Below are 18,456 nucleotides of genomic sequence, written 5' to 3'. Positions count from 1 at the left end.
CGCCCGCACCGATCCCGCCCGGCCCACCCGTCGGCGAGGTTCCCGGAAACCCGGACGCCGCGATGGCGTTGCGACCGTTCGTGGGCGACCTCATCGGCGGCGGAATCGGCGTCGTCACGGCGCGGTGCTGGACGGTTCCGCCCACCGAGATCCCGGCGATGTACGTCGACGCCGAGGCCATCCTCGCTGCCGTTGCCACCCCCGGCGTCGACGGCCAGTACGCCGTCACGTGGACCGGGCCCATCGCCACGGTCAGCGTCAAGCGCAGTGAGATCGCAGCCGGCTATGCGTGCCCCACCGTCTACCCCACCGGCACCGCTCCCGTGTTCGACGCGACAGACGCCGTCTACACCGTCGATCGTTACCTGGGGCGTACGGCCGGGATTCCGGTGAACCCCAGCGACGTCGAAGAGACCTACCCACTCGTGTGCGACGGCCGCCAGACCTGGGATGCCCTCGGCACCGGAGTTCCGACTGCCCCGCCGCTGGTGCAGAATCCGAACATCCTGCCCGGCATCACCTCGTTCGATCCCGACAGCGTGTTCGTCACCGGGCAGAACGGCATCTACACCCAGGTCAACGCAGACATCATCGACGCGTCCGGGGCGTACCAGAACCGCACGTTCGTGCTGGCCGTCGGCGGCGAGGGTTACTGCATCGGCGACATCGCCTGATCCGGTTCTACTTCAAGACATCCGTTCCGACGAAAGGCACCAGGGCTTCCGGGACGCGGACGGTGCCGTCGGCCTGCTGATGGTTCTCGAGGATGGCGACGATCCAGCGGGTGGTGGCGAGGGTGCCGTTGAGCGTCGCTGCGGTCTGGGGCTTGCCGTTATCGTCGCGGTACCGCACGCCGAGGCGTCGGGCCTGGAACGTCGTGCAGTTCGAGGTCGAGGTCAGCTCGCGGTAGGCCTTCTGGGTGGGAACCCATGCCTCGCAGTCGAATTTGCGAGCGGCCGAGGAGCCGAGGTCGCCGCCTGCGGTGTCGATGACCCGATAGGGCAACTCGACTGCGGCGAGCATTTCCTTCTCGTACTCCAGCAGCTTCTGGTGTTCGGCGGCTGCATCCTCGGGCTTGATGTAGGAGAACATCTCGATCTTGTCGAACTGGTGGACTCGGATGATGCCGCGGGTGTCCTTGCCGTAACTGCCCGCTTCGCGGCGGAAGCACGACGACCATCCGGCGTAGCGCTTCGGGCCGTCGGCGAGGTCGATGATCTCGCCCGAGTGGTAGCCCGCGAGAGCAACTTCCGAGGTTCCGACGAGGTAGAGGTCGTCGGCTTCGAGGCGATAGATCTCGTCCGCGTGCGCGCCGAGGAATCCGGTTCCCGACATGATCTCCGGGCGAACCAGCACCGGCGGGATCATCATGGTGAAGCCGTTCTTGACGGCCTTCTGGGCAGCGAGCTGGAGCAATCCCTGCTGCAGCAATGCGCCGTAACCGGTCATGAAGTAGAAGCGCGAGCCCGAAACCTTGGCTCCGCGCTCCATGTCGATCAACTTCAGCGACTCACCCAGCTCGAGGTGATCTTTCGGCTCGAAGTCGAACTCCGGGATCTGTCCGACGGTCTCGAGCAGCACGAAGTCGTCCTCGCCGCCTGCGGGCGTGCCGTCCTGAACGATGTTGGAGATCGCGCGGTGGGCCGCGTCGAGGGCTGCATCGGCCTCGGCTTCGGCGGCCTGGGCGGCCTTGACCTTGGCGGCGAGTTCCGATGCCCCGGCGAGCAGAGCCGGACGGTCCTCGGCGGAGGCCTTACCGACCTGCTTTCCCAGCGCCTTCTGCTCGGCACGCAGCTGATCGCCGGCCAGCACCGCGGCCCGGCGGGATGCGTCGGCACCCAGAAGTGCGTCGACGAGAGCGGGGTCCTCGCCTCGGGTGCGCTGCGAGGCGCGCACTGCGTCGGGATTCTCGCGAAGGAATTTCAGGTCGATCACGAGAACGAACCTTACTTGCCGAGCAACCCCAGATAGTCCTCGCGTCCGAACATCGTGGCGGCATCGATCGCCGACGGGTGGCCGCCGTGCGGATCGGCTCCACCGTCGACGAGCACGCGCACCACCTCGTCCTCACCTTTGAAGACCGCGCCCGCGAGTGGGGTCTGCCCCTTGTCGTTGGGCTTGTTCACATCGGCACCACGCTCGACCAGCGCACGCACGGCGTCGGCGTGCCCGTGATACGCGGCGAGCATGACCAGCGTGTCGCCTGATTCGTTGTGCAGATTCACCGGGACGCCCGCGTCCACGTAACTCGCCAGAGCGGCGCCGTCACCGGTGCGGGCCATCGCGAACAGTCGGCCGGCGAGCTCGCTGAGGTCGTCGTCACCCGTTGGGTCGCTCATGAGGACCGAACATACTCGGGCATGATGGAGGGCGATGTCCGGATACGAAACAGACCCCCCGACGAGCGAGAAGTCTCGGCGAACACTGTCTGCAACCACAGCTCGACGTGGGCTCGCCATGGTTGCGGTCGGTGCGGTGCTGGCCGCCGGAGCGACGGTTTTTCTCTCCGACGGGTTCTCGACACCCGAGAAGATCACCACCCATGCGACGGCCAGTGGGCCTGCGACCGACGGGCCCGTTTCGGCGTCCTCCTTCGGTGCCGCCGACCCTGGTGCCTGCCTGCAGTGGACGCCCACCGACGATCCCGAGACCGATCGGCAGGACCTCGCCGAGGTCTCGTGCGCCGATCCCCATCGCTTCGAGGTGGCTCGCGACATCGACATGAGCGTCTACCCCGGCGTTGAGTTCGGTCCTGCCGCGGCGTATCCCGGTTCCATCCGGTTCAGCGAGTTGCGCGACGAACACTGCGCGGCCGCCGTCGACGACTACGTCGGTGCCAAATTCGATCCGAACGGACGCTTCGGCGTCGGGCTGATGTTCCCCAGCCAGGCCGGATGGGCCAAGGGTGAGCGGACGCTGCGCTGCGGTGTGCAGATGCCGTCGAACACCGGCGCGCTGATGGAGATGACCGGGTCGATTCTCGATCAGGACCAGTCGAAGGTCTGGCGTACCGGAACCTGCATCGGCATCAACCAGAACGTGCCGGCCGATCCGGTGGACTGCGCCGCTCCGCACGCGTACGAGGTGGCGTCGGTGATCAACCTGACGCAGCAGTTCCCCGGCGGGCACCCGTCGGAGGGCGACCAGGATGCGTACCTCGAGCGGACGTGCACCGACGCGGTCAACGGCTACCTCGGCTCGGACACCGCGTTGCGCGACAAGACGCTGACCCTGTTCTGGGACACGATCGATGTCGCGAGTTGGCTGGCCGGAAGTCGCCAGGTGACGTGCTCGGTGGGTGCCGAACTCGATTCCGGCGGTTTCGCGACCATCGTCGGCACCGCCAAGGGCGACATCCTCATCAACGGTGCAGCCCCCGTCCCGCCGCCCTCCGCTCCCGACGGCCGCGCACTGCCGACACCGCTGCCCGGTGCCGCACCGATCACCACCGGAGGGTGACATTCCCACGCACATGACGCGCGTCGACTTCGAGGAAGCAGTGTCCGACGCCCTCGACACTCTGCCGCGTGAGCTCACCGACTTCATGAACAACGTGGTCGTTCTCGTCGAGGAAGAGCACCCGACCGAGGACATCCTCGGACTGTACGAGGGCATCGCACTGACCGAGCGCTACGAATACAGCGGCCACCTACCGGACGTCATCACCATCTACCGCAAACCGATCCTCGAAATGGTCGGCGACGAACACGAGGCGCGACGGGAAATTGCGATCACCGTCGCCCACGAAATCGGACATCACTTCGGCATCGACGACGAGCGACTGCATCAACTCGGATTCGGCTGACAGCACTCACTCGTCGCCCGCCCGCTCACCCCGAACGCACCCCCAGGTTGGGATGAATGTGGGTTTCAGTCACTCAGATGGCCTGAATGGCGCATTCATCCCAACGTGGGGGCCGAAGCGAACGCCGGGCTACGCCGCGACTGTCTCTCGGCGAGTGGATCGAGCAGCGCGATCGGTGAGTAATGCGAATCCCAATCCCAAGGCCAGCCACAGGGTTGCCTGGGTGGCCAGGGACGACAGTCGGAATTCCCACAGCAGGGTTGCCGGGAAGTCCGCGCCCACCTCGTTGACGGTGGGCAGCAGCGCGTAGCCGACGCCGACCACAACCAGGAACGCCAGCAACGGCGCTCCGACGCGAATCGCCACCGAATGCTGCGATGCCACCGCCTTCGCCGCGTAGACGGCCAATGCGACCGCCAGCAGACCCAGAATCACCGACGCCAACCACAGCCAAGTGCGTTGGGTGATGGTCTCGGGATCGCCGACGGCCGGTGGGTTGGCCGGGTACTTGAAGAAGGGCACCGCTTCGATGGCCAACCATCCGGCACCGGCTCCGACGAGCGCGAGAATCGAGCCCGGCAGTGCGGTGAAGCGTCGCCCGTAGTGCAGCGCCGAGGCGAAGATCGCGCCGAGCGCCAGGCCGGCGAGTCCGGTGGCGAGGAACAGTCCGACGCGTTGTCCGTCTCGACTGACGAGCGCGTCCTCGCCGTGGGAGTGCGCGGCCGCATCGGCGTCGGCGTCGGCGTGATGAGCGTCGGCTCCGGCCGCTTCCTCGATGGCGATGGCCGAGTCGATGTGCGGTTCACCGACGACGTAGGCGACTGCTCCGGCGAGCAGGCCTGCGAGAAGTCCGGCGAGCAGACCTCGCACGAGTAGTTGGACGAATGTGCCCTGCAGCGTCGGGCCGTGGGTGTCGGTCAGTGGCATGGCAGGCCCAGCAGGTGGCGGCCGTCGTGCATCAATTCGTGCATGTACATGCCACTGCGGGAGATCGCGCCCTGATCGAAACCGACGAGGTAGAGCACGACGAAAGCGAGCAGGATCGTTGCGGCGACGATGACGGCGAGGGCAGCCGACTCCGTCGTATTACTGGGTGCGTGAATGATTGCCATGGTGTCCTCCTGGGATTGTGCGTCCCGTAGTCCCCGCTCGAAAACGGGGACGGCCATGCGATGAACGAGTTTTCTGACTCTCGAATTCGGGCATTTCGCCGACGTCGATCACAGTGGCGCAACCGCTCCGGATTTTCACCGGATTACCTGCGTACATCGCGTATTACCAGCGAACTGTGGCATCGCTCCGGACTCTGTGTCAATCGCTGTCCCGACCGACTGCAGCTCGTTGCCATAGAGCTGCGGTGCCACAATGACGCAGTGCCCGCACCCGTGACCCGACTGATGTTGGTCGCTCACGCGCGAACCGACGCGATGCGCACCGGCCGGTTTCCCGGCGACGAACCACTCGACGACGCGGGCCTGCGCGATCTCGAGGCGGTAACCGACCTTCCCCGCGCCGACCGCGTCCTGTCCGGCCCGGAAACCCGCTCGATCTCCACCGCGCAGGTGTTCGGAACAGAGATCTCCGTCGAGCCCGCGTTGGCCGACATCGACTACGGCCGGTGGTCCGGTCTCGAGATGACCGACCTGCCCGACGCCGACGCGATGGCCTGGCTGAGCGATCCGGCGTTCGTTCCTCCGGGCGGAGAATCCCTCGACGCGTTGTTCTCTCGCGTCGAGAAGTGGCTGAGCGCTGTTGGATCGACGCCGGGCCGCACTCTGACGGTGACCTCTCCTGCCGTCGTCCGAGCCGTGGTGGTGCTGGTGTTGGACGCCCCGATCCGCTCGTTTTGGCGAATCGACGTTTCCCCGCTGACGCGCACGTCCGTCAGCCATCGAGGCGGCGTCTGGACTGTCGGCGCGGTGGCCCAGAAGTTCGTCTGAATTTTTCTCGCGCGGAGGGAACCGAACCGAACACGGCGGCGTCTTACCTACCGACAGCGCAAAGTTCTTCGATCAGGGAGCGTGGCTCATGACCGTCATCAAGGTGGATCCGGTGGCCCTACAGCTTGCTGCCTCCGAACTCGATGCGGTCGCCGCTCGCTTGCAGGCTGCTGTCACTGCAACGGCAATCCCCGTGCGGCCACTGCCGCCCGGTACCGACGAGGTCTCGCTGCTCACGGAACGGTTCTTCGGCACCGCGGCCGATACCTTCGGACCTGCTGCAGCGCAGGGCATTTCGGAGTTGCACCGAGCGGCCGAGGAACTACGGAAACAGGCCGCGGACTACGTGGCCACCGACGACGACACGGCCGGGGGGCTGCCCGGTCTACCCGGAATCTGACGCACCGAACTCGACCGCAACAGAAAATTCGACACAACGCTCGAACATCATGGGGGCCAGAGGATGACGCTCGGAGTGACAGGTGTGGTGTGGCTGCCACGCACGGCCACGGGAAACTCGACGCGATTGCTCGGGCCGGGACCGGTGCCGTTGCACGTCGCCGGCGGCGCGTGGGGTTCGGTCGCTGCGGCGTTCACCGAGGCATCGGCGAGCATTGCGGCTGTCACCGCGGCTCTGACTGCAGGCTGGGAGGGCGAGTCGGCACTGCTGGCTCAGGCTGCGCTCGGCCGTTTCGCGACCTGGACCGCCGCCACGGCAGTCAAGGCGGCGGCGCTCTCGGTCGAGGCCCCGGCCGCAGGAACCTCGTACGGTGTCGCGTTGGCGACCATGCCCTCGCTCGTGGAAATCGGAGCCGTTCAGGCCGCCAAGGTCACCGCCGCCTCTACGGGCGGCGTGATGAACGGCAGCTACGAGGCTGCCGAGGTGGCCGATCGACTGCTCGACATCCGCGCTGCGATGGTGATGGAGGGCTTCGAGCTGGTCTCCTCGCACCGCATCGTCCAGACCACGTTCGATCAGCCGCCGGCCATCGTCTCCGATTCCGGGAGCGGCCTCGGCAAGTTCGCGAACGGCGCGCTGATGACGTCTCCGGTCCAGGCCGCGATCGGCGGATTGATGGCCGCGACCCAGAACCCCGGCGTGGCAGCGGCGGCCGGTCAGATCGGTAGTGCTGCCACCTCCATCGCCAGCACCGGCGTCTCGACCGTCGCCACCGCTGCGTCCACCATCGGGTCGAGTGCGTTGTCCGGTGGATCGGGAGCGAGCGGCGGGAACGGTTTCGCACCCGGTGGTTCGGCATCTCTCGCTGTCGGTCCGGCGTCCACGCGTCCGGTGTCGTTCGGCGGCGGGGCAGGTGGAGCAGCCGGGCCCGGTGGCATCGGCGGCGGCGTCGGAATGCCCGGTTCGGCGTTGGGTCCCGCCGGTGGTGGCTCGATGCAGGCCGGTGCAGGCCTAAGCGGTCCGTCCGCGTTCGGCGCAACCACCTCGGCCGATGCCGGCCTCGCTCAGCGCGGAACGGGCGCGGCAGGCGCTCCTGCCTCCGGCCCGCGCGGGCAGGCCGAGGACGACGAACACGAGACCCCGGACTACCTCAAGCAATTCGAGCACTTCTCGGACGGTCGGACCGTCGCGCCGTCCGTCATCGGCGCGAATCCGACCCTGCCCCACACCAGCGGGAACGGCCGTTGATCGACTTGGGAACCGTGCCGGTGGGCCACACACTGCCGATCGCCGCACTCGGTGTGGACGAGATGGACTTCCTCGTCGAGGAACTGTCGATCGCCGAACTACCCGTGGTCCTGGACGTGTTCCCGCGCTTCGACGACGTCGGTGCCCGAGATCGCGCGCTCGAGCACGGGCGCCCCGCACTGAACAACGCCCGCCTGATAACCGACGGCCGCGTCCACGAGGATCTGGAGCAGTGGATGCGGGTTCTCGAACAACCTCACTGGTACGTCTCGGCTCGTGTCTTCGACGTCGAGAACCCAGAGCCCGTTCCGACCATTCGCATCTGCGTTGCATCCGACGATCGGATCGCGGTGTCGGCGGTGCGGCGAGACGACGTGGTCACCATCCGCGCCGTCCACGGTGATCCGGCCCGGGACCTCGCGTCGGCGATCGGCTCGGCCGCGTCGTTCGACCCGGGCAGCATCAACGCGCCGACCGATCTGCTGGCCGAAGCACTCGACGCGGCACCGACCGACGTCGGAGCAACCGCGTCTCGGCTGCGCGGTATCGGCGTAGCGCACGAGCGCGCCGCGGCTCTGGCGTCGGCGATGGCCACCTGCGCCGGCAGAACCGAGATCACCGCCGTCGCCCGTAGGCACGGAACCCGTCACGTGGCCGGGAGACCCGTGGCCCTGTTCGACACCAGAGCCGGGCGCATTCTCGCCACCTCGACCCTCGCCGCCGACGGCACGTCGTGGAGCTCACTGACCGGGGCGACGGATCGCAGAGTGACCGCTGCCCTGACCGAGCTGATCGCATCGGCCGGTGAGCATCTGCGCTAGCTGATCGGGTTGTCCGCCTTGTTGCTGCCCTTGCCCTCGAACGGCGGCAGGAACGTGCCCCACCTGGTGCAGGACCATCCACCGTCGGGCAACGGCAGCAGCTCGACGGTGTGCGTGTTGTCGAGGTGATTGTCGGCCGCGAACGTGCCCTCGACGCCTGCCAGTACCGCCGCAACCAGTCGGATTGCGGCACCGTGACTGACGACAACGACGTCGCCCGCTGTCTCGTCACTCAGATACTGCGCGCGGAGGCCGTCGAGCACCGGGACGTACCGCTCCAACACCGAATGTCCGCTGTCGCCGCCGGGCACGGTCGCCGCCAGATCTCCGGTGTGCCAGCGACTGAAGATATCGGTGAACTCCCGGTGCGCATCCGCATCGTCGCGGTCCTCCAGATCTCCGGCGAAGGTCTCCTGAATTCCCTCGGTCACCACCAAGGGAACCCCGGTCGCTCGTTCGATGTAACCCGCAGTCTGCTTGGCACGCAACGCAACCGAGGACACCAGCACCGCGGGCGGGCGTCCGATCCAGGTCTGCGCATACGCGTCGGCCTGCTGGTGCCCCAGCTCGGTGAGCTCGGCTCCCGGCGGCGAGGTGTCCAGTATCTTCGCGACGTTCGCTGTCGTCTGACCGTGCCGAACCAGAATCAATTTGCCCATCACAGATCACCGCGTCCGGCACGAATGTCTGCGACCCACTGCACGTGTTCATCGATCGGCGGCGGCACCGAACCGCCCGTTCCTGTTGCGGTGGGCCAGGATCCGAGGAACCGGAGGGGCATCTTGCGGTGGAATGCGGCCAACATCTCCGCGACGAGCGGGTCGTCGATGTGCCCGGCGCAGTCGATGAAGAACCTGTACGTTCCGAATCGCGAACGGGTGGGCCGTGATTCGATGAAGGTCAGGTCGATGTTGCGAATTCCGAACTCGGCCAACGCTGCCGGCAGCGTGCCCGGATCGTTCGGCGGCTCGAGGACCACCGACGTTCGGTCGGCACCGGTGCGCGCAGGCACCGACTGCGGCGCCGTCACCAGCACGAAACGAGTCCGCGCGCCCTCCACGTCGATGACCCCGTCGGCCAACTGCGACAACTTCAAGCGCTCACCGGCGAGCCGCGTCGACACCGCAGCATCGACCATTCCGGCTGCAACGTCTTCTGCTGCACCGGCATTGGACGACGCGGACTGCACCACGGCGTCGGGCATGGCGGTCCGCAGCCACTGACGCACTTGATTGAGCGCGATCGGATACGCGCTGATCGTGCGGGCCGAGTCGAGGGTGACGCCGGGACCACCGAGAATGGTGAAGGCCACCTCGATCTCCGTCTCGGCGACGATCTGCAGCCGGCGGCCCTCCGACAACGCGTCGAGCGTCGGTGGGACCGCTCCCTCGATGGAGCTTTCGATGGGGACCACGGCGGCGTCGGCCGCGCCCGATCGCACGGCCTCGAGCGCAGCGGGTGGGTTCGACGCCGACACCCGCTGGACCGCGCCGTCCAGACCGACCGCGCCGAAGGTTCCGAGCTTTTCGAACTGCGCCAGCGCCATCTCCGTGAACGTTCCCGATGGGCCGAAGTAAGCGATGCGAGGCACGTCTCGAGGTTACGTTGTGGACGCCTACGAAGCGATCAAACCGACGTCGACGAGCCGGGCGCGGGCGCGGGCGGCGTCGACGATCTCGATTCCGAGCAGCACCTCGCGCACCGCCTCGGCGGCCTCGGGGATGAGAGCTCGCAGTGCGGCGACGTTCGGGGCAGCAAGTGCCGCGGCGATGTCGTCTCCGCGTAGCGACGCTACCGTCGCGGCGAGGATCGCGAGCACCTCGTCACCGGAGTCGGCGCGGGCGACGAGGCCCACATCGGCGTGCGAGACCACGGCGAGCACGTCGGCGATGCGCCGCGGGGTGTCTCCGACGCGGATGCCCGGGGTCCGGTGGGCGAGGACGACGGCCTCCGCGATCTCGGCCACGTCGATCGCGTCGAACATCGGGAAGACGACCAGCGGCGAGGGCAATCGCAGCCCGAGCGCGTCGGCGAGGTGCTCGGCCGGGGCGTCGACGTCGAACCGGACGGCCTCGTAACCGCAGGTCCTCCCTGCTCGGAGCTCGTCGGGGTCGATGTCGAGGTGCACCACGATGCGTCCGTGGTCGTCCGAGTCGGACAGCGTGAGCAGGGTCGATGCCCGGACGACGGGCGGTCCGTACTCGGCTCCACGCGGAGCTGCGGCCAGCGCGGGTGCGTCGGCGCATATCGGTTGCAGCAGCTCGTGGACGAGCGCGTTCGGGTCGGGTCGGTGGGGCACACCGAGGGTCAGCGGAATCGGCACGCCTTCACGGTAGACCCGGGACGGTCTTGCGATCCTCGCCACACCACGCTAACTTAGGTTTGCCTCACCTACTCGCCTGACCGATCGCATCGGAGGAGCCCATGCTCGGCGCAACCACCACCACCGGACCGACCACTGCCGAACGTGTACGCAGTGCCTGCATGCGCGCCGAGGGCGCCGCCCTGGCCATCGACGGCAGCGACCCGGTGATCACGTCCCTGCATCATCTGCGACCCAACGGCGAGATGATCCTGGCCGTCCCCACCGACTCCCTCGACGACGCGCACACCTGGCAGTCCTCCCGTGCCGGCATCCCCGCCGTCCTCGAACTCACCGATCACGCGCCGCTCGCGCTGCGTGAACCGGTGCGTTCGCTGGTGTGGCTTCGCGGCGATCTACGCCCGGTCCCGGACTCGCTGATGCGCCCGATGGCCGGAGCGGTGGCCGCCGAACATCCGCATCCCGCTCTCCTCGACGTCGGGCACACCACCTCGCTGATGCGGCTGATCGTCACCTCCGCCGTGGTCGCCGACAGCACCGGAGCCGAGCCCGTCGACGTCGACACGCTGCTGGAAGCCGAACCCGATCCCTTTTGGGAGATGGAGACCAGCTGGCTCGAGCACCTCGACTCCGACCACCCGGACCTGCTAGCCCAATTGGCCCGACGCCTCCCGCCGTCGCTCCGGCAGGGCCGAATCCGGCCGCTCGGCATCGATCGCTACGGCATTCGGCTGCGGATCGAAGGCGAATGCGGCGACAACGACGTCCGGCTGGGGTTTGCCGAGCCCGTCGAGGACGTCCTCTCGCTCAGTCGCGCGCTGCGCGTGCTCGCCGGTTGCCCGTTTCTGAACGGACTACGCGCCCGCGGCTGACGCACGTTCGGAGAAACAGGGCAGACTCGTGCGGTGATCGACTTCAAGAGCTGGTTGACGCCACCGCCGCCCGCGAGCACGGCTCCACCGCCCGATGCCCGCGAACGCACCACGATCAAGGTCGAGATCGCGATCGTCCTGCTGGTCACGTTCGGGCTGAGCGGTATGAGCAGCATCCTCTCGCTCGTCGAGGACGCGCTGCAGACCGCTGCCCTGTCCGATCAGACCGTGGCGCTGAACTCGTCGCGGTCGAGTTTCAGCCTGATCGATCTGCTGTTCCAGCTGCTGAGCATCCTGCGTCTGTGTGCCTGGGGCGCACTGGGGTTGTACCTGCTGTGGCGAGCAGATCTGGCACCCCGCGCGATCGGGCTGGCCCGGCCGCGGCTGAAGATCGACCTCGGTCACGGCGTCGGATTGGCCGCACTGATCGGGCTGCCCGGCCTGGCGCTGTACCTCGTGGGCAACGCCCTCGGATTCAACCTCAACGTCGTTCCCAGCGCCCTCGACGACCACTGGTGGCGCGTCCCGGCACTGATTCTGTACGCGCTGGCCAACTCCGGTGCCGAGGAGATCATCGTCGTGGCGTACCTGATCTCTCGCCTACGCAGACTCGGACTGAGCGAGAACGCGTCCCTGCTGTGCTCGTCGCTGCTGCGCGGCAGCTATCACTTCTACCAGGGCGTGGGCGGTGGGGTCGGAAACTTCCTCATGGGTCTGGTGTTCGGCCGCTACTGGCAGCGCACCGGCAGACTGTGGCCACTGCTGATCGCACACGCTCTGATCGACATCGTGGCCTTCGTCGGGTACGCCCTCCTGCGCGAACATCTGTCGTGGCTCCCGTGAATCGGCACGCGAGGAACCCGGGTGTTTCCGTGGCGACGGTTACAGTCGACCCGTGAACGACGACGATCGCTACGGACGGCACGGCGCGCCGGAACGGCGAACGCCGCCCGACCGATCAGAACGGAGTCGTCACAGTCGACCGGATCCAGCGCCAGGACCCGCACCTCGCCCGACCGGTGGACAACCGCCGCGCCAGCCACCGCCTCGTCGGCAACCACCCGGCCAGCAACCACGAGGCCCGCAACCGCCGAGCCAATCGCGACCACCGCAGCCGCCCCCAGGTCAGGTGCCGCCCGGCCGACAACCGCCACCCCCACGCGGATATCGTCCCGGCCAGCCGCCACCGGATCGGGGCCCGCGTCAGTACGAACCCGGGCCCCCGCGCCGTCCGGGACCTCCGCCCGAGCGTCCGGCACAGCACCGTCCCCGCCCACAGGGTCCGCCGCCGGAGGGCACCGAGTTCATCCGCCGCGACGGCAGGCCCACTGCCGGTCCGGCGCGCTCGGCCGCCGCACAGCAGGCGTGGTCGCAGGCTCCCGAACCCGGATCGGCGAAGTCCGACACACCCACGCCATCCGAATCGACGCGTCAGTACTCGCGTTCCCAGGACGATCCACCGGGCCGCACCGGGTACGCCCCGCGGCAGCAACCGGAGCCGTTCACCGAGGAGCGCAGGCAACCGGCAGCACCGGCGCAGCGGGCTCTGCGTCGACCCGAACCCGTTCGGCCGCAACGTGACTCTCGGCCGCCGAAGGTCGCGAAGCCGCGGAGACGCAGACGCTGGGGTCGACGCTTCCTGATCGTGTTGCTGGTCCTGGTGCTGGGAATCGGCGGCGTCGTCTACTACGTCGACAGCTCGTTGACGCGCGTGGACGCCCTCACCTCGTATCCCGGGCGCATCGGCGACACCCCCGGCACCAACTGGCTTCTCGTCGGGTCGGATTCGCGAGCGGGCCTGACGCCGGAGCAGGAAGCCGCGCTCGCAACCGGCGGCGAGGTGGGCCCGAGCCGCACCGACACGATCATTCTCATCCACATCCCCGAGGGCAGCGGCGCGCCGACGATGGTCAGCCTGCCGCGCGATTCGTACGTGTCGATTCCGGGCAACGGCCAGGACAAGCTCAACGCGGCCTTCGCATTCGGCGGGCCGCCACTGCTGGTCCAGACGGTCGAGGGTGCAACCGGTGTGCACATCGATCACTACGCCGAGATCGGATTCGGCGGCTTCGCCGGGATCGTCGACGCGGTCGGTGGAGTCAACGTATGCGTGCAGAATGCGATCGACGATCCGTTGGCGGGCATCAACATCGCCGCCGGCTGCCAGGATCTCACGGGAGCCGAGGCGCTCGGATTCGTGCGATCCCGCGCGACGGCACTGGCCGATATCGACCGGATGAACAATCAGCGGGCGTTCATGTCCGCCCTCTTGGAAAAGGCAACCAGCGCTTCGACTTTCCTCAACCCGTTCAAGTTGTGGCCGTTGGTGTCCGATACCGCGTCGTCGTTGAGCGTCGACGAGGGAGATCACATCTGGAACCTCGCCGCACTCGCCTGGGCGATGCGCAGCGGTCCGGTGACCACGACGGTCCCCGTCGGCGGATTCCAGGACTCCGACGTCGGAAACGTATTGCTGTGGGACGACACTCGCGCTCCCGCGTTCTTCGACGCCATCGCGCAGGATCGCGAAATACCTCCGGAACTGCTGACCGGCGGGCCCTGACGACCCTGAATGTAAGTTGTGGACCATGACATCGCCGTCTGCCCAGCCCGCCGCAACACCCGGTACGTCGTTCCACGATCTGCTGCGCGCCCAGGTGCGGCACGAGTTCACTGCTTCGCAGCAGTACGTCGCGATCGCGGTGTGGTTCGACCGCAACGACCTGCCACAGCTGGCCACGCGTTTCTACGCTCAGTCCGCCGAAAAGCGTCGGCACGCCATGATGATGATCCGCTTCCTCATCGACAATCGGCTCGAAGTCGATGCGTCGGGCATCGACGACGTGGTGACGGGATTCCAGTCGGTCGTCGAACCGGTGGAACTGGCGTTGGCCCAGGAGTCGACGGTGACCGAGCAGATCAGCGCGTTGGCGCGTGCTGCCCGGGCCGAGGGCGACTACATCGGCGAGCAGTTCACCCACTGGTTCCTCACCGAGCAGGTCGAGGAGGTGGCGGCGATGCAGAGCCTGCTCAACATCGTCCGCCGAGCCGGATCGAACCTGTTCGACATCGAGCAGTACGTCGCTCGCGAGATCGGTTCCACGGTGATCCGCGCCACCAATGCCCCCAAAGAAGCCGGAAGAGCGTAGTTTGCAGCCCTGCTCAGAGCGGACATTTAGGATCGACTGTATTAGGCAACGTTCGCCTCAATAAGGATCGACTTGGATGACAACGCCTCTGACCAGGCATATCGTCCTGAGCATGAGCGTAGACATCAAAGAAACCAGCCACACCAAGTTCCACGCACTTCTCCGCGACCAGATTCGCAACGAGTTCAACGCCTCGCAGCAGTACATCGCCACCGCGGTCTACTTCGCGAATGTCGATCTGCCGCAGCTGGCCAAGCACTTCTACGCGCAGTCGGTCGAAGAGCGCAACCACGCGATGATGATCGTGCAGTACTTCCTCGATCGCGACATCACGGTCGAGCTGACCGGCGTCGACGCGTCGAAGTCCGTCTTCACCGATCCGCGTGAGGCCATCGCCCTGGCGCTGGCTCAGGAGGAGACCGTCACCGAGCAGATCATCGCTCTGGCGAGCACCGCACGCGAAGAGGGCGACTACCTCGGCGAGCAGTTCATGCAGTGGTTCCTCAAGGAGCAGGTCGAGGAAGTTGCCAGCATGAAGACGCTGCTCAACATCGCCGATCGCGCGGGCCACAACCTGTTCGACCTCGAGCAGTTCGTCGCCCGCGAGATGAACACCAGCGTGACCGCCGACTCGGGCGCACCGACCGTCGCCGGCGGATCGCTGTAGATTCGCACCGCAACTCTGCGCGGATGACGCGCTCATACGGGTGGTCGCTCGAACGAGGATTCCTTGTTCGACCGGCCACCCGTTTCGCGTTCTAGCGCAGAGTGACCTGGCGGCCGCGTAGGCCGTCGCGCGAACGCAACTGAGCCGCCGTGAGCGGAGCGTCGACAGCCAGTGCCTCGCTCAGTTTCTCGCCGAATTCCTTTGTCGGCTTTGCCCATTCGGTGGGGTGCATCTCGGGATCGAGATCGAACACCGGCACCAGCAGCCCGTGCGTGCGGAACGAACCGGCGTAGCGCGAACCTTCACCCAGGTTCAGATCGCCCGCCGCATGCAGGCGAGCCAACGCGAGCATCACGTCGTCTTCGTTCTCCGGACGAACCCACCGGATGTGTGCCTTGTCGCCTGCATCCACCCACCAGGCCGCGACGACGCCGTCGGCCTCGATCCGCGCGGAGGGCATGATCGCCTGGTTCGCACGTTCCACGGTTGCAGTCACATCGGCTGCGGGAGTGGCACTTTCGGGAATCCACCAGTTGAAGTCCTGATGAACGGTGATCTCGAGCAGCGCGGAGGCGTCGAGCAGCGCGGTCAACGCGGGCGTGCTGTCGGTGATCTTCGCGGCTTCGAGCGACTCGCCCGCGGACGCGGTGGACGCCCAGCCGAGCGCGCTACTGATATCTGCCGCAACATCTTTCGACTGATTCTGCACCTGAAGGCCGACGAATCCCTCGACGGTATCGGCATCTTCGCGCACCAGTGCCGCGACGGCACCGGGTAGCACCGTGGCCAGCGTGATGGTGCGACCGTCCACGGTGATCGGCGCGGTGGCCGTCGCCGACGGCACGAACTCGCGCAGCGCTACCAGGTCGCATTCGGCGGCGAGGCCTTCGAACGGGCGAGCCGACGCCGATTCGATGCTCGCGCGTTCTGCTTCTCGCTGCGCGAGCTTCGCTGCTCGGTTGCTGTCCTGCTTCGGTCCACTGTTTCTTTTGCTCTTACCCACGCCCGAAAACCTACACGTTCTTCGATTCGAGCCAGGCTCGCGTTCGGCCGGGGTGGTTGGTGGCGATCCACCCGACGCCGAGCTCGCGGCACAGGTCCACGTCCTCTTTCTCGTCGACGGTCCACACGTAGCTGGCCCGGCCGGACGCGGCTGCGCGGTCGATGATGGCCGGGTGCTCGCGTAGCGCGCGAATCGACGGCCCGACGGCAGTGGCCCCGACGGTCGTCGCCGCTCCCCCACCGAGGTAGTGCGAGCTGTCGCCGAGGAGCACCGTCGGAAGCATCGGAGCCGACCGCCGTACGCGCCAGACGGCCGAGGGCGCGAACGACATGATGACCGCCCGTGAGTGGTCTGCCGACGCGGGCGCGCCGATGCCGAACTTGTGCAGCTCGGCGAGCACCGTGCTTTCGATCAGCGAGCCGTATCGCACGGGATGCTTGGTTTCGATGAAGAGTTTGACCGGCTTGCTGGTCCAGTCCAGGACGAGAGCAATGAGGTCGTGCAACGTCAGGAGTTCGGCGGGTTCGTCGTCGTCGCCGTAGTTCAGTCGGGCCAGATCGGCGAAGTCCATCTCGCTGACGATGCCGGTGCCGTTCGAGGTGCGATCGACGCGGCGATCGTGCACGCACACGATGTGGCCGTCCCTGGTGAGCCGCACATCGCATTCGACGCCGTCCGCTCCCTCGCGCAGTGCGAGGTCGTAGGCCGCGAGAGTGTGTTCCTTCTTGGTTGCCGACGCCCCACGATGCGCGACGACAAGCGGCCCACGACGATCGGGACTCACGACGCCGTCACCGTCTCGGATTCGTGTTCGGGCTGGTTTTGCTCGGGCTGATTCGACTTCGACGCGGTGCCGGTGGCGATCACCCAGCGGGTCGGACGCGACATTGCGGAGCCGCGCAGTGTGCGGCCTTCGAGTCGGCGCATCACGGCCAGGGTCAGCACGGCCGAGACCGCGGCCACCAGTGCCACGAATGCCGACAGCAGAACCCCGTCGGCGCGGGCCTGAAGTGAATCGCGCAGGTTCCACAGCAATTGGACGATGACCAGCGCGTTGCTCGCTGCCCAGACCGCCCACCAGATGCGAACCAGTGTCAGTTCGCGGTGCACGTCGGCATCGGCACCGCCGCGGAGACGGACCACCTCGGTGAGGTAGACCCCCGGCATCACGATGCGGACAAGAGGCAGCATCGACAACAGCAGCATCGGGCGCACCGATCGCGGGTCGGTGGAGCCGGCGGCAGTGAAGGCGAGTCTGCGCTGGTCGATCAGCCAGCAGGACGAAGTGATCAGCGCGGCCAGACCGATGACGAGCGCGCCGACCTGGGCGAAATACACCAACGCGTCGGATACGGCGAGGGTGATCGGCGAGATCAGTCGAACGCGGTTGTGCAGCAGGATGCCGTACCGGAACACTTCGGCGAACGCGGCGAGCGCCAGCAACATCGCGGTGACGAGGACCAGGTTCTGCGCGTTCGCGGCGTACCGCTCGACGCGACCTACGCGGCGATCGGCCTCGGGATCGCGCGGGATGTCGCGCAATCCCCAGGTGGGCGTCGAGGCGTAGTGCGGCGTCGGGGTCGGTGCTGCGGATCGGCCGCGGCGTGCGGCTTTCGTCGACGAGGTCGCCGGTCGGGCTACCCATCGGAAGTTTCGGGCACCCTGCGCGGGTGCCCTGGTGGACACCGGCGAGAGCAGCACGCCATGGCAGCGGGGGCACCAGGTGCCAGGCCGTGCGCCGACAGCCCAACGGGTGCTGCAGCGGGCACAGACCTGGAACGCCTGAGCGCGCCCCTGCGGTGCCGACATCTAGATGATTCTCGCTTCGTGGGCGTCGTCGTCGCTCTGGATCGGTCGACCAGCGGCCTGCCAGGCGAGCATCCCACCGTCGACGTTGATCGCGTCGTAGCCCACGCGGTTGAGATATTCGACGACGCGAGCCGAGCGACCACCGGCTTTGCAGACCACGTACACCTCGGATTGGTTGTCGACCTCACCGGCGCGGGACGGAATGTCGCCCATCGGGATGTGCACTGCGTCCGGAGCGTGTCCGGCTTGCCACTCGTCGTCCTCGCGCACGTCGAGCAGGATGGCCGTCGTAGGGAACGGCACCGGCAGGCGATCGACGGTGACGGCAGGCGGCTGCTCGGGATGCGACACACCTCGATCTTGTCACGCGTCCGCGCGGGGCTGCCACCCGTGTCCTCGCGACCGAAGCGCCACCTCGC

Annotated in this window: 23 protein-coding genes; 12 read left to right on the top strand and 11 right to left on the bottom strand. The window is 67.2% G+C overall.

Annotation, left to right across the window (positions count from 1 at the left end; genetic code table 11):
* Window positions 1–674, top strand: a 674-nt coding sequence (locus CH291_RS26770; protein WP_179276506.1) for a hypothetical protein, incomplete at its 5' end; no start/stop codon positions are given.
* Window positions 675–681: 7 nt separating this feature from the next.
* On the opposite strand, the gene serS is transcribed toward CH291_RS26770, so the two are convergent.
* Together serS and CH291_RS10910 are read right to left on the bottom strand one after the other, a co-directional pair.
* The gene (gene serS, locus CH291_RS10915; protein ID WP_094669461.1) at window positions 682–1,935 is read right to left on the bottom strand and encodes a serine--tRNA ligase; all 1,254 of its coding nucleotides are present in this window, start codon (window positions 1,933–1,935) and stop codon (window positions 682–684) included.
* Between the two features lie 11 nt (window positions 1,936–1,946).
* Complete coding sequence (locus tag CH291_RS10910) at window positions 1,947–2,339, bottom strand: ankyrin repeat domain-containing protein (protein ID WP_068045585.1); 393 nt, start codon at window positions 2,337–2,339, stop codon at window positions 1,947–1,949.
* Window positions 2,340–2,373: 34 nt separating this feature from the next.
* Here CH291_RS10910 and CH291_RS10905 point away from each other — a divergent pair, with 34 nt between their 5' ends.
* A complete protein-coding gene (locus CH291_RS10905) occupies window positions 2,374–3,459 on the top strand; it encodes a septum formation family protein (protein WP_094687443.1) in 1,086 nt (361 codons plus the stop codon).
* 13 nt (window positions 3,460–3,472) lie between these two features.
* Window positions 3,473–3,805, top strand: a complete 333-nt coding sequence (locus CH291_RS10900) for a metallopeptidase family protein (protein WP_094687442.1) — start codon at window positions 3,473–3,475, stop codon at window positions 3,803–3,805.
* A 129-nt stretch (window positions 3,806–3,934) separates the two neighbouring features.
* On the opposite strand, the gene CH291_RS10895 is transcribed toward CH291_RS10900, so the two are convergent.
* Both CH291_RS10895 and CH291_RS10890 read right to left on the bottom strand, forming a co-directional pair.
* Window positions 3,935–4,732, bottom strand: coding sequence for a CbtA family protein (locus tag CH291_RS10895; protein WP_094687441.1), 798 nt, complete (start codon window positions 4,730–4,732; stop codon window positions 3,935–3,937).
* Complete coding sequence (locus CH291_RS10890) at window positions 4,723–4,917, bottom strand: CbtB domain-containing protein (protein WP_032396459.1); 195 nt, start codon at window positions 4,915–4,917, stop codon at window positions 4,723–4,725. The genes CH291_RS10895 and CH291_RS10890 overlap by 10 nt, the downstream gene beginning before the upstream one ends.
* A gap of 261 nt (window positions 4,918–5,178) precedes the next feature.
* Here CH291_RS10890 and CH291_RS10885 point away from each other — a divergent pair, with 261 nt between their 5' ends.
* The 4 genes from CH291_RS10885 (at window position 5,179) to CH291_RS10870 (ending at window position 8,214) form a co-directional block, all read left to right on the top strand.
* Window positions 5,179–5,745 (top strand): histidine phosphatase family protein, encoded by a 567-nt coding sequence (locus CH291_RS10885; RefSeq protein ID WP_094687440.1) that lies wholly within the window; start codon window positions 5,179–5,181, stop codon window positions 5,743–5,745.
* An 88-nt stretch (window positions 5,746–5,833) separates the two neighbouring features.
* Window positions 5,834–6,145, top strand: coding sequence for a PE family protein (locus tag CH291_RS10880; RefSeq protein WP_032381057.1), 312 nt, complete (start codon window positions 5,834–5,836; stop codon window positions 6,143–6,145).
* A 63-nt stretch (window positions 6,146–6,208) separates the two neighbouring features.
* Window positions 6,209–7,393: a PPE domain-containing protein gene (locus tag CH291_RS10875; RefSeq protein ID WP_094687439.1), complete on the top strand. Its 1,185-nt coding sequence runs from the start codon at window positions 6,209–6,211 to the stop codon at window positions 7,391–7,393.
* Complete coding sequence (locus tag CH291_RS10870) at window positions 7,390–8,214, top strand: ESX secretion-associated protein EspG (RefSeq protein ID WP_094687438.1); 825 nt, start codon at window positions 7,390–7,392, stop codon at window positions 8,212–8,214. The genes CH291_RS10875 and CH291_RS10870 overlap by 4 nt, the downstream gene beginning before the upstream one ends.
* Here the strand turns inward: CH291_RS10870 and CH291_RS10865 are convergent.
* Genes CH291_RS10865 through CH291_RS10855 form a run of 3 tightly spaced genes read right to left on the bottom strand, consistent with a single transcriptional unit; the run spans window position 8,211 to window position 10,537 of the window.
* Entirely contained in the window at window positions 8,211–8,876 is a 666-nt protein-coding gene (locus CH291_RS10865) for a histidine phosphatase family protein (RefSeq protein WP_068045601.1), read from the bottom strand. The genes CH291_RS10870 and CH291_RS10865 overlap by 4 nt on opposite strands.
* A complete protein-coding gene (gene pheA, locus CH291_RS10860; RefSeq protein WP_094687437.1) occupies window positions 8,873–9,805 on the bottom strand; it encodes a prephenate dehydratase in 933 nt (310 codons plus the stop codon). The genes CH291_RS10865 and pheA overlap by 4 nt, the downstream gene beginning before the upstream one ends.
* Window positions 9,806–9,829: 24 nt before the next feature.
* On the bottom strand, window positions 9,830–10,537 hold the full coding sequence (locus CH291_RS10855) for a hypothetical protein (RefSeq protein ID WP_094687436.1): 708 nt from the start codon (window positions 10,535–10,537) through the stop codon (window positions 9,830–9,832).
* A gap of 101 nt (window positions 10,538–10,638) precedes the next feature.
* Here CH291_RS10855 and CH291_RS10850 point away from each other — a divergent pair, with 101 nt between their 5' ends.
* From CH291_RS10850 to CH291_RS10825, 5 genes are all read left to right on the top strand, one after another.
* Complete coding sequence (locus tag CH291_RS10850) at window positions 10,639–11,409, top strand: DUF2470 domain-containing protein (protein ID WP_094638523.1); 771 nt, start codon at window positions 10,639–10,641, stop codon at window positions 11,407–11,409.
* Between the two features lie 33 nt (window positions 11,410–11,442).
* Entirely contained in the window at window positions 11,443–12,252 is an 810-nt protein-coding gene (locus CH291_RS10845) for a CPBP family intramembrane glutamic endopeptidase (RefSeq protein ID WP_032396467.1), read from the top strand.
* 463 nt (window positions 12,253–12,715) lie between these two features.
* On the top strand, window positions 12,716–13,972 hold the full coding sequence (locus CH291_RS27160) for an LCP family protein (RefSeq protein ID WP_373455124.1): 1,257 nt from the start codon (window positions 12,716–12,718) through the stop codon (window positions 13,970–13,972).
* 25 nt (window positions 13,973–13,997) lie between these two features.
* Window positions 13,998–14,558, top strand: a complete 561-nt coding sequence (locus CH291_RS10830; RefSeq protein ID WP_094687435.1) for a ferritin — start codon at window positions 13,998–14,000, stop codon at window positions 14,556–14,558.
* Between the two features lie 112 nt (window positions 14,559–14,670).
* Entirely contained in the window at window positions 14,671–15,225 is a 555-nt protein-coding gene (locus tag CH291_RS10825) for a ferritin (protein WP_032396487.1), read from the top strand.
* A 91-nt stretch (window positions 15,226–15,316) separates the two neighbouring features.
* Here the strand turns inward: CH291_RS10825 and CH291_RS10820 are convergent, their stop codons facing one another.
* The 4 genes from CH291_RS10820 to CH291_RS10805 are packed head-to-tail and all read right to left on the bottom strand — an operon-like array spanning window position 15,317 to window position 18,388.
* Complete coding sequence (locus CH291_RS10820; protein ID WP_094638521.1) at window positions 15,317–16,228, bottom strand: DUF5926 family protein; 912 nt, start codon at window positions 16,226–16,228, stop codon at window positions 15,317–15,319.
* A 10-nt stretch (window positions 16,229–16,238) separates the two neighbouring features.
* Window positions 16,239–17,012 carry a glycerophosphodiester phosphodiesterase gene (locus tag CH291_RS10815; RefSeq protein WP_094687434.1) on the bottom strand — a complete coding sequence of 258 codons (774 nt, stop codon included), beginning with the start codon at window positions 17,010–17,012 and terminating at the stop codon, window positions 16,239–16,241.
* Window positions 17,009–18,037 (bottom strand): DUF4328 domain-containing protein, encoded by a 1,029-nt coding sequence (locus CH291_RS10810; protein ID WP_094687433.1) that lies wholly within the window; start codon window positions 18,035–18,037, stop codon window positions 17,009–17,011. The genes CH291_RS10815 and CH291_RS10810 overlap by 4 nt, the downstream gene beginning before the upstream one ends.
* Window positions 18,038–18,388, bottom strand: a complete 351-nt coding sequence (locus CH291_RS10805; protein WP_094687432.1) for a rhodanese-like domain-containing protein — start codon at window positions 18,386–18,388, stop codon at window positions 18,038–18,040.
* Between the last annotated feature and the right edge of the window lie 68 nt (window positions 18,389–18,456).

This window comes from Rhodococcus sp. 14-1411-2a (genome assembly GCF_002259485.1).
Classification (GTDB): domain Bacteria; phylum Actinomycetota; class Actinomycetes; order Mycobacteriales; family Mycobacteriaceae; genus Rhodococcoides.
The sequence above is the reverse complement of the archived record's forward strand: the minus strand, read 5'-3'. Positions and strand labels throughout refer to the sequence as shown.

Excerpts from the sequence above, each read along its gene's own strand:
- CH291_RS10810 (WP_094687433.1), bottom strand. The coding sequence starts at position 18,037 with ATGTCGGCACCGCAGGGGCGCGCTCAGGCGTTCCAGGTCTGTGCCCGC.
- CH291_RS10880 (WP_032381057.1), top strand. The coding sequence starts at position 5,834 with ATGACCGTCATCAAGGTGGATCCGGTGGCCCTACAGCTTGCTGCCTCC.
- CH291_RS10905 (WP_094687443.1), top strand. The coding sequence starts at position 2,374 with ATGTCCGGATACGAAACAGACCCCCCGACGAGCGAGAAGTCTCGGCGA.
- CH291_RS10830 (WP_094687435.1), top strand. The coding sequence starts at position 13,998 with ATGACATCGCCGTCTGCCCAGCCCGCCGCAACACCCGGTACGTCGTTC.
- CH291_RS10900 (WP_094687442.1), top strand. The coding sequence starts at position 3,473 with ATGACGCGCGTCGACTTCGAGGAAGCAGTGTCCGACGCCCTCGACACT.
- CH291_RS10850 (WP_094638523.1), top strand. The coding sequence starts at position 10,639 with ATGCTCGGCGCAACCACCACCACCGGACCGACCACTGCCGAACGTGTA.
- CH291_RS10890 (WP_032396459.1), bottom strand. The coding sequence starts at position 4,917 with ATGGCAATCATTCACGCACCCAGTAATACGACGGAGTCGGCTGCCCTC.
- CH291_RS10910 (WP_068045585.1), bottom strand. The coding sequence starts at position 2,339 with ATGAGCGACCCAACGGGTGACGACGACCTCAGCGAGCTCGCCGGCCGA.
- CH291_RS10895 (WP_094687441.1), bottom strand. The coding sequence starts at position 4,732 with ATGCCACTGACCGACACCCACGGCCCGACGCTGCAGGGCACATTCGTC.
- CH291_RS10875 (WP_094687439.1), top strand. The coding sequence starts at position 6,209 with ATGACGCTCGGAGTGACAGGTGTGGTGTGGCTGCCACGCACGGCCACG.
- CH291_RS10825 (WP_032396487.1), top strand. The coding sequence starts at position 14,671 with ATGAGCGTAGACATCAAAGAAACCAGCCACACCAAGTTCCACGCACTT.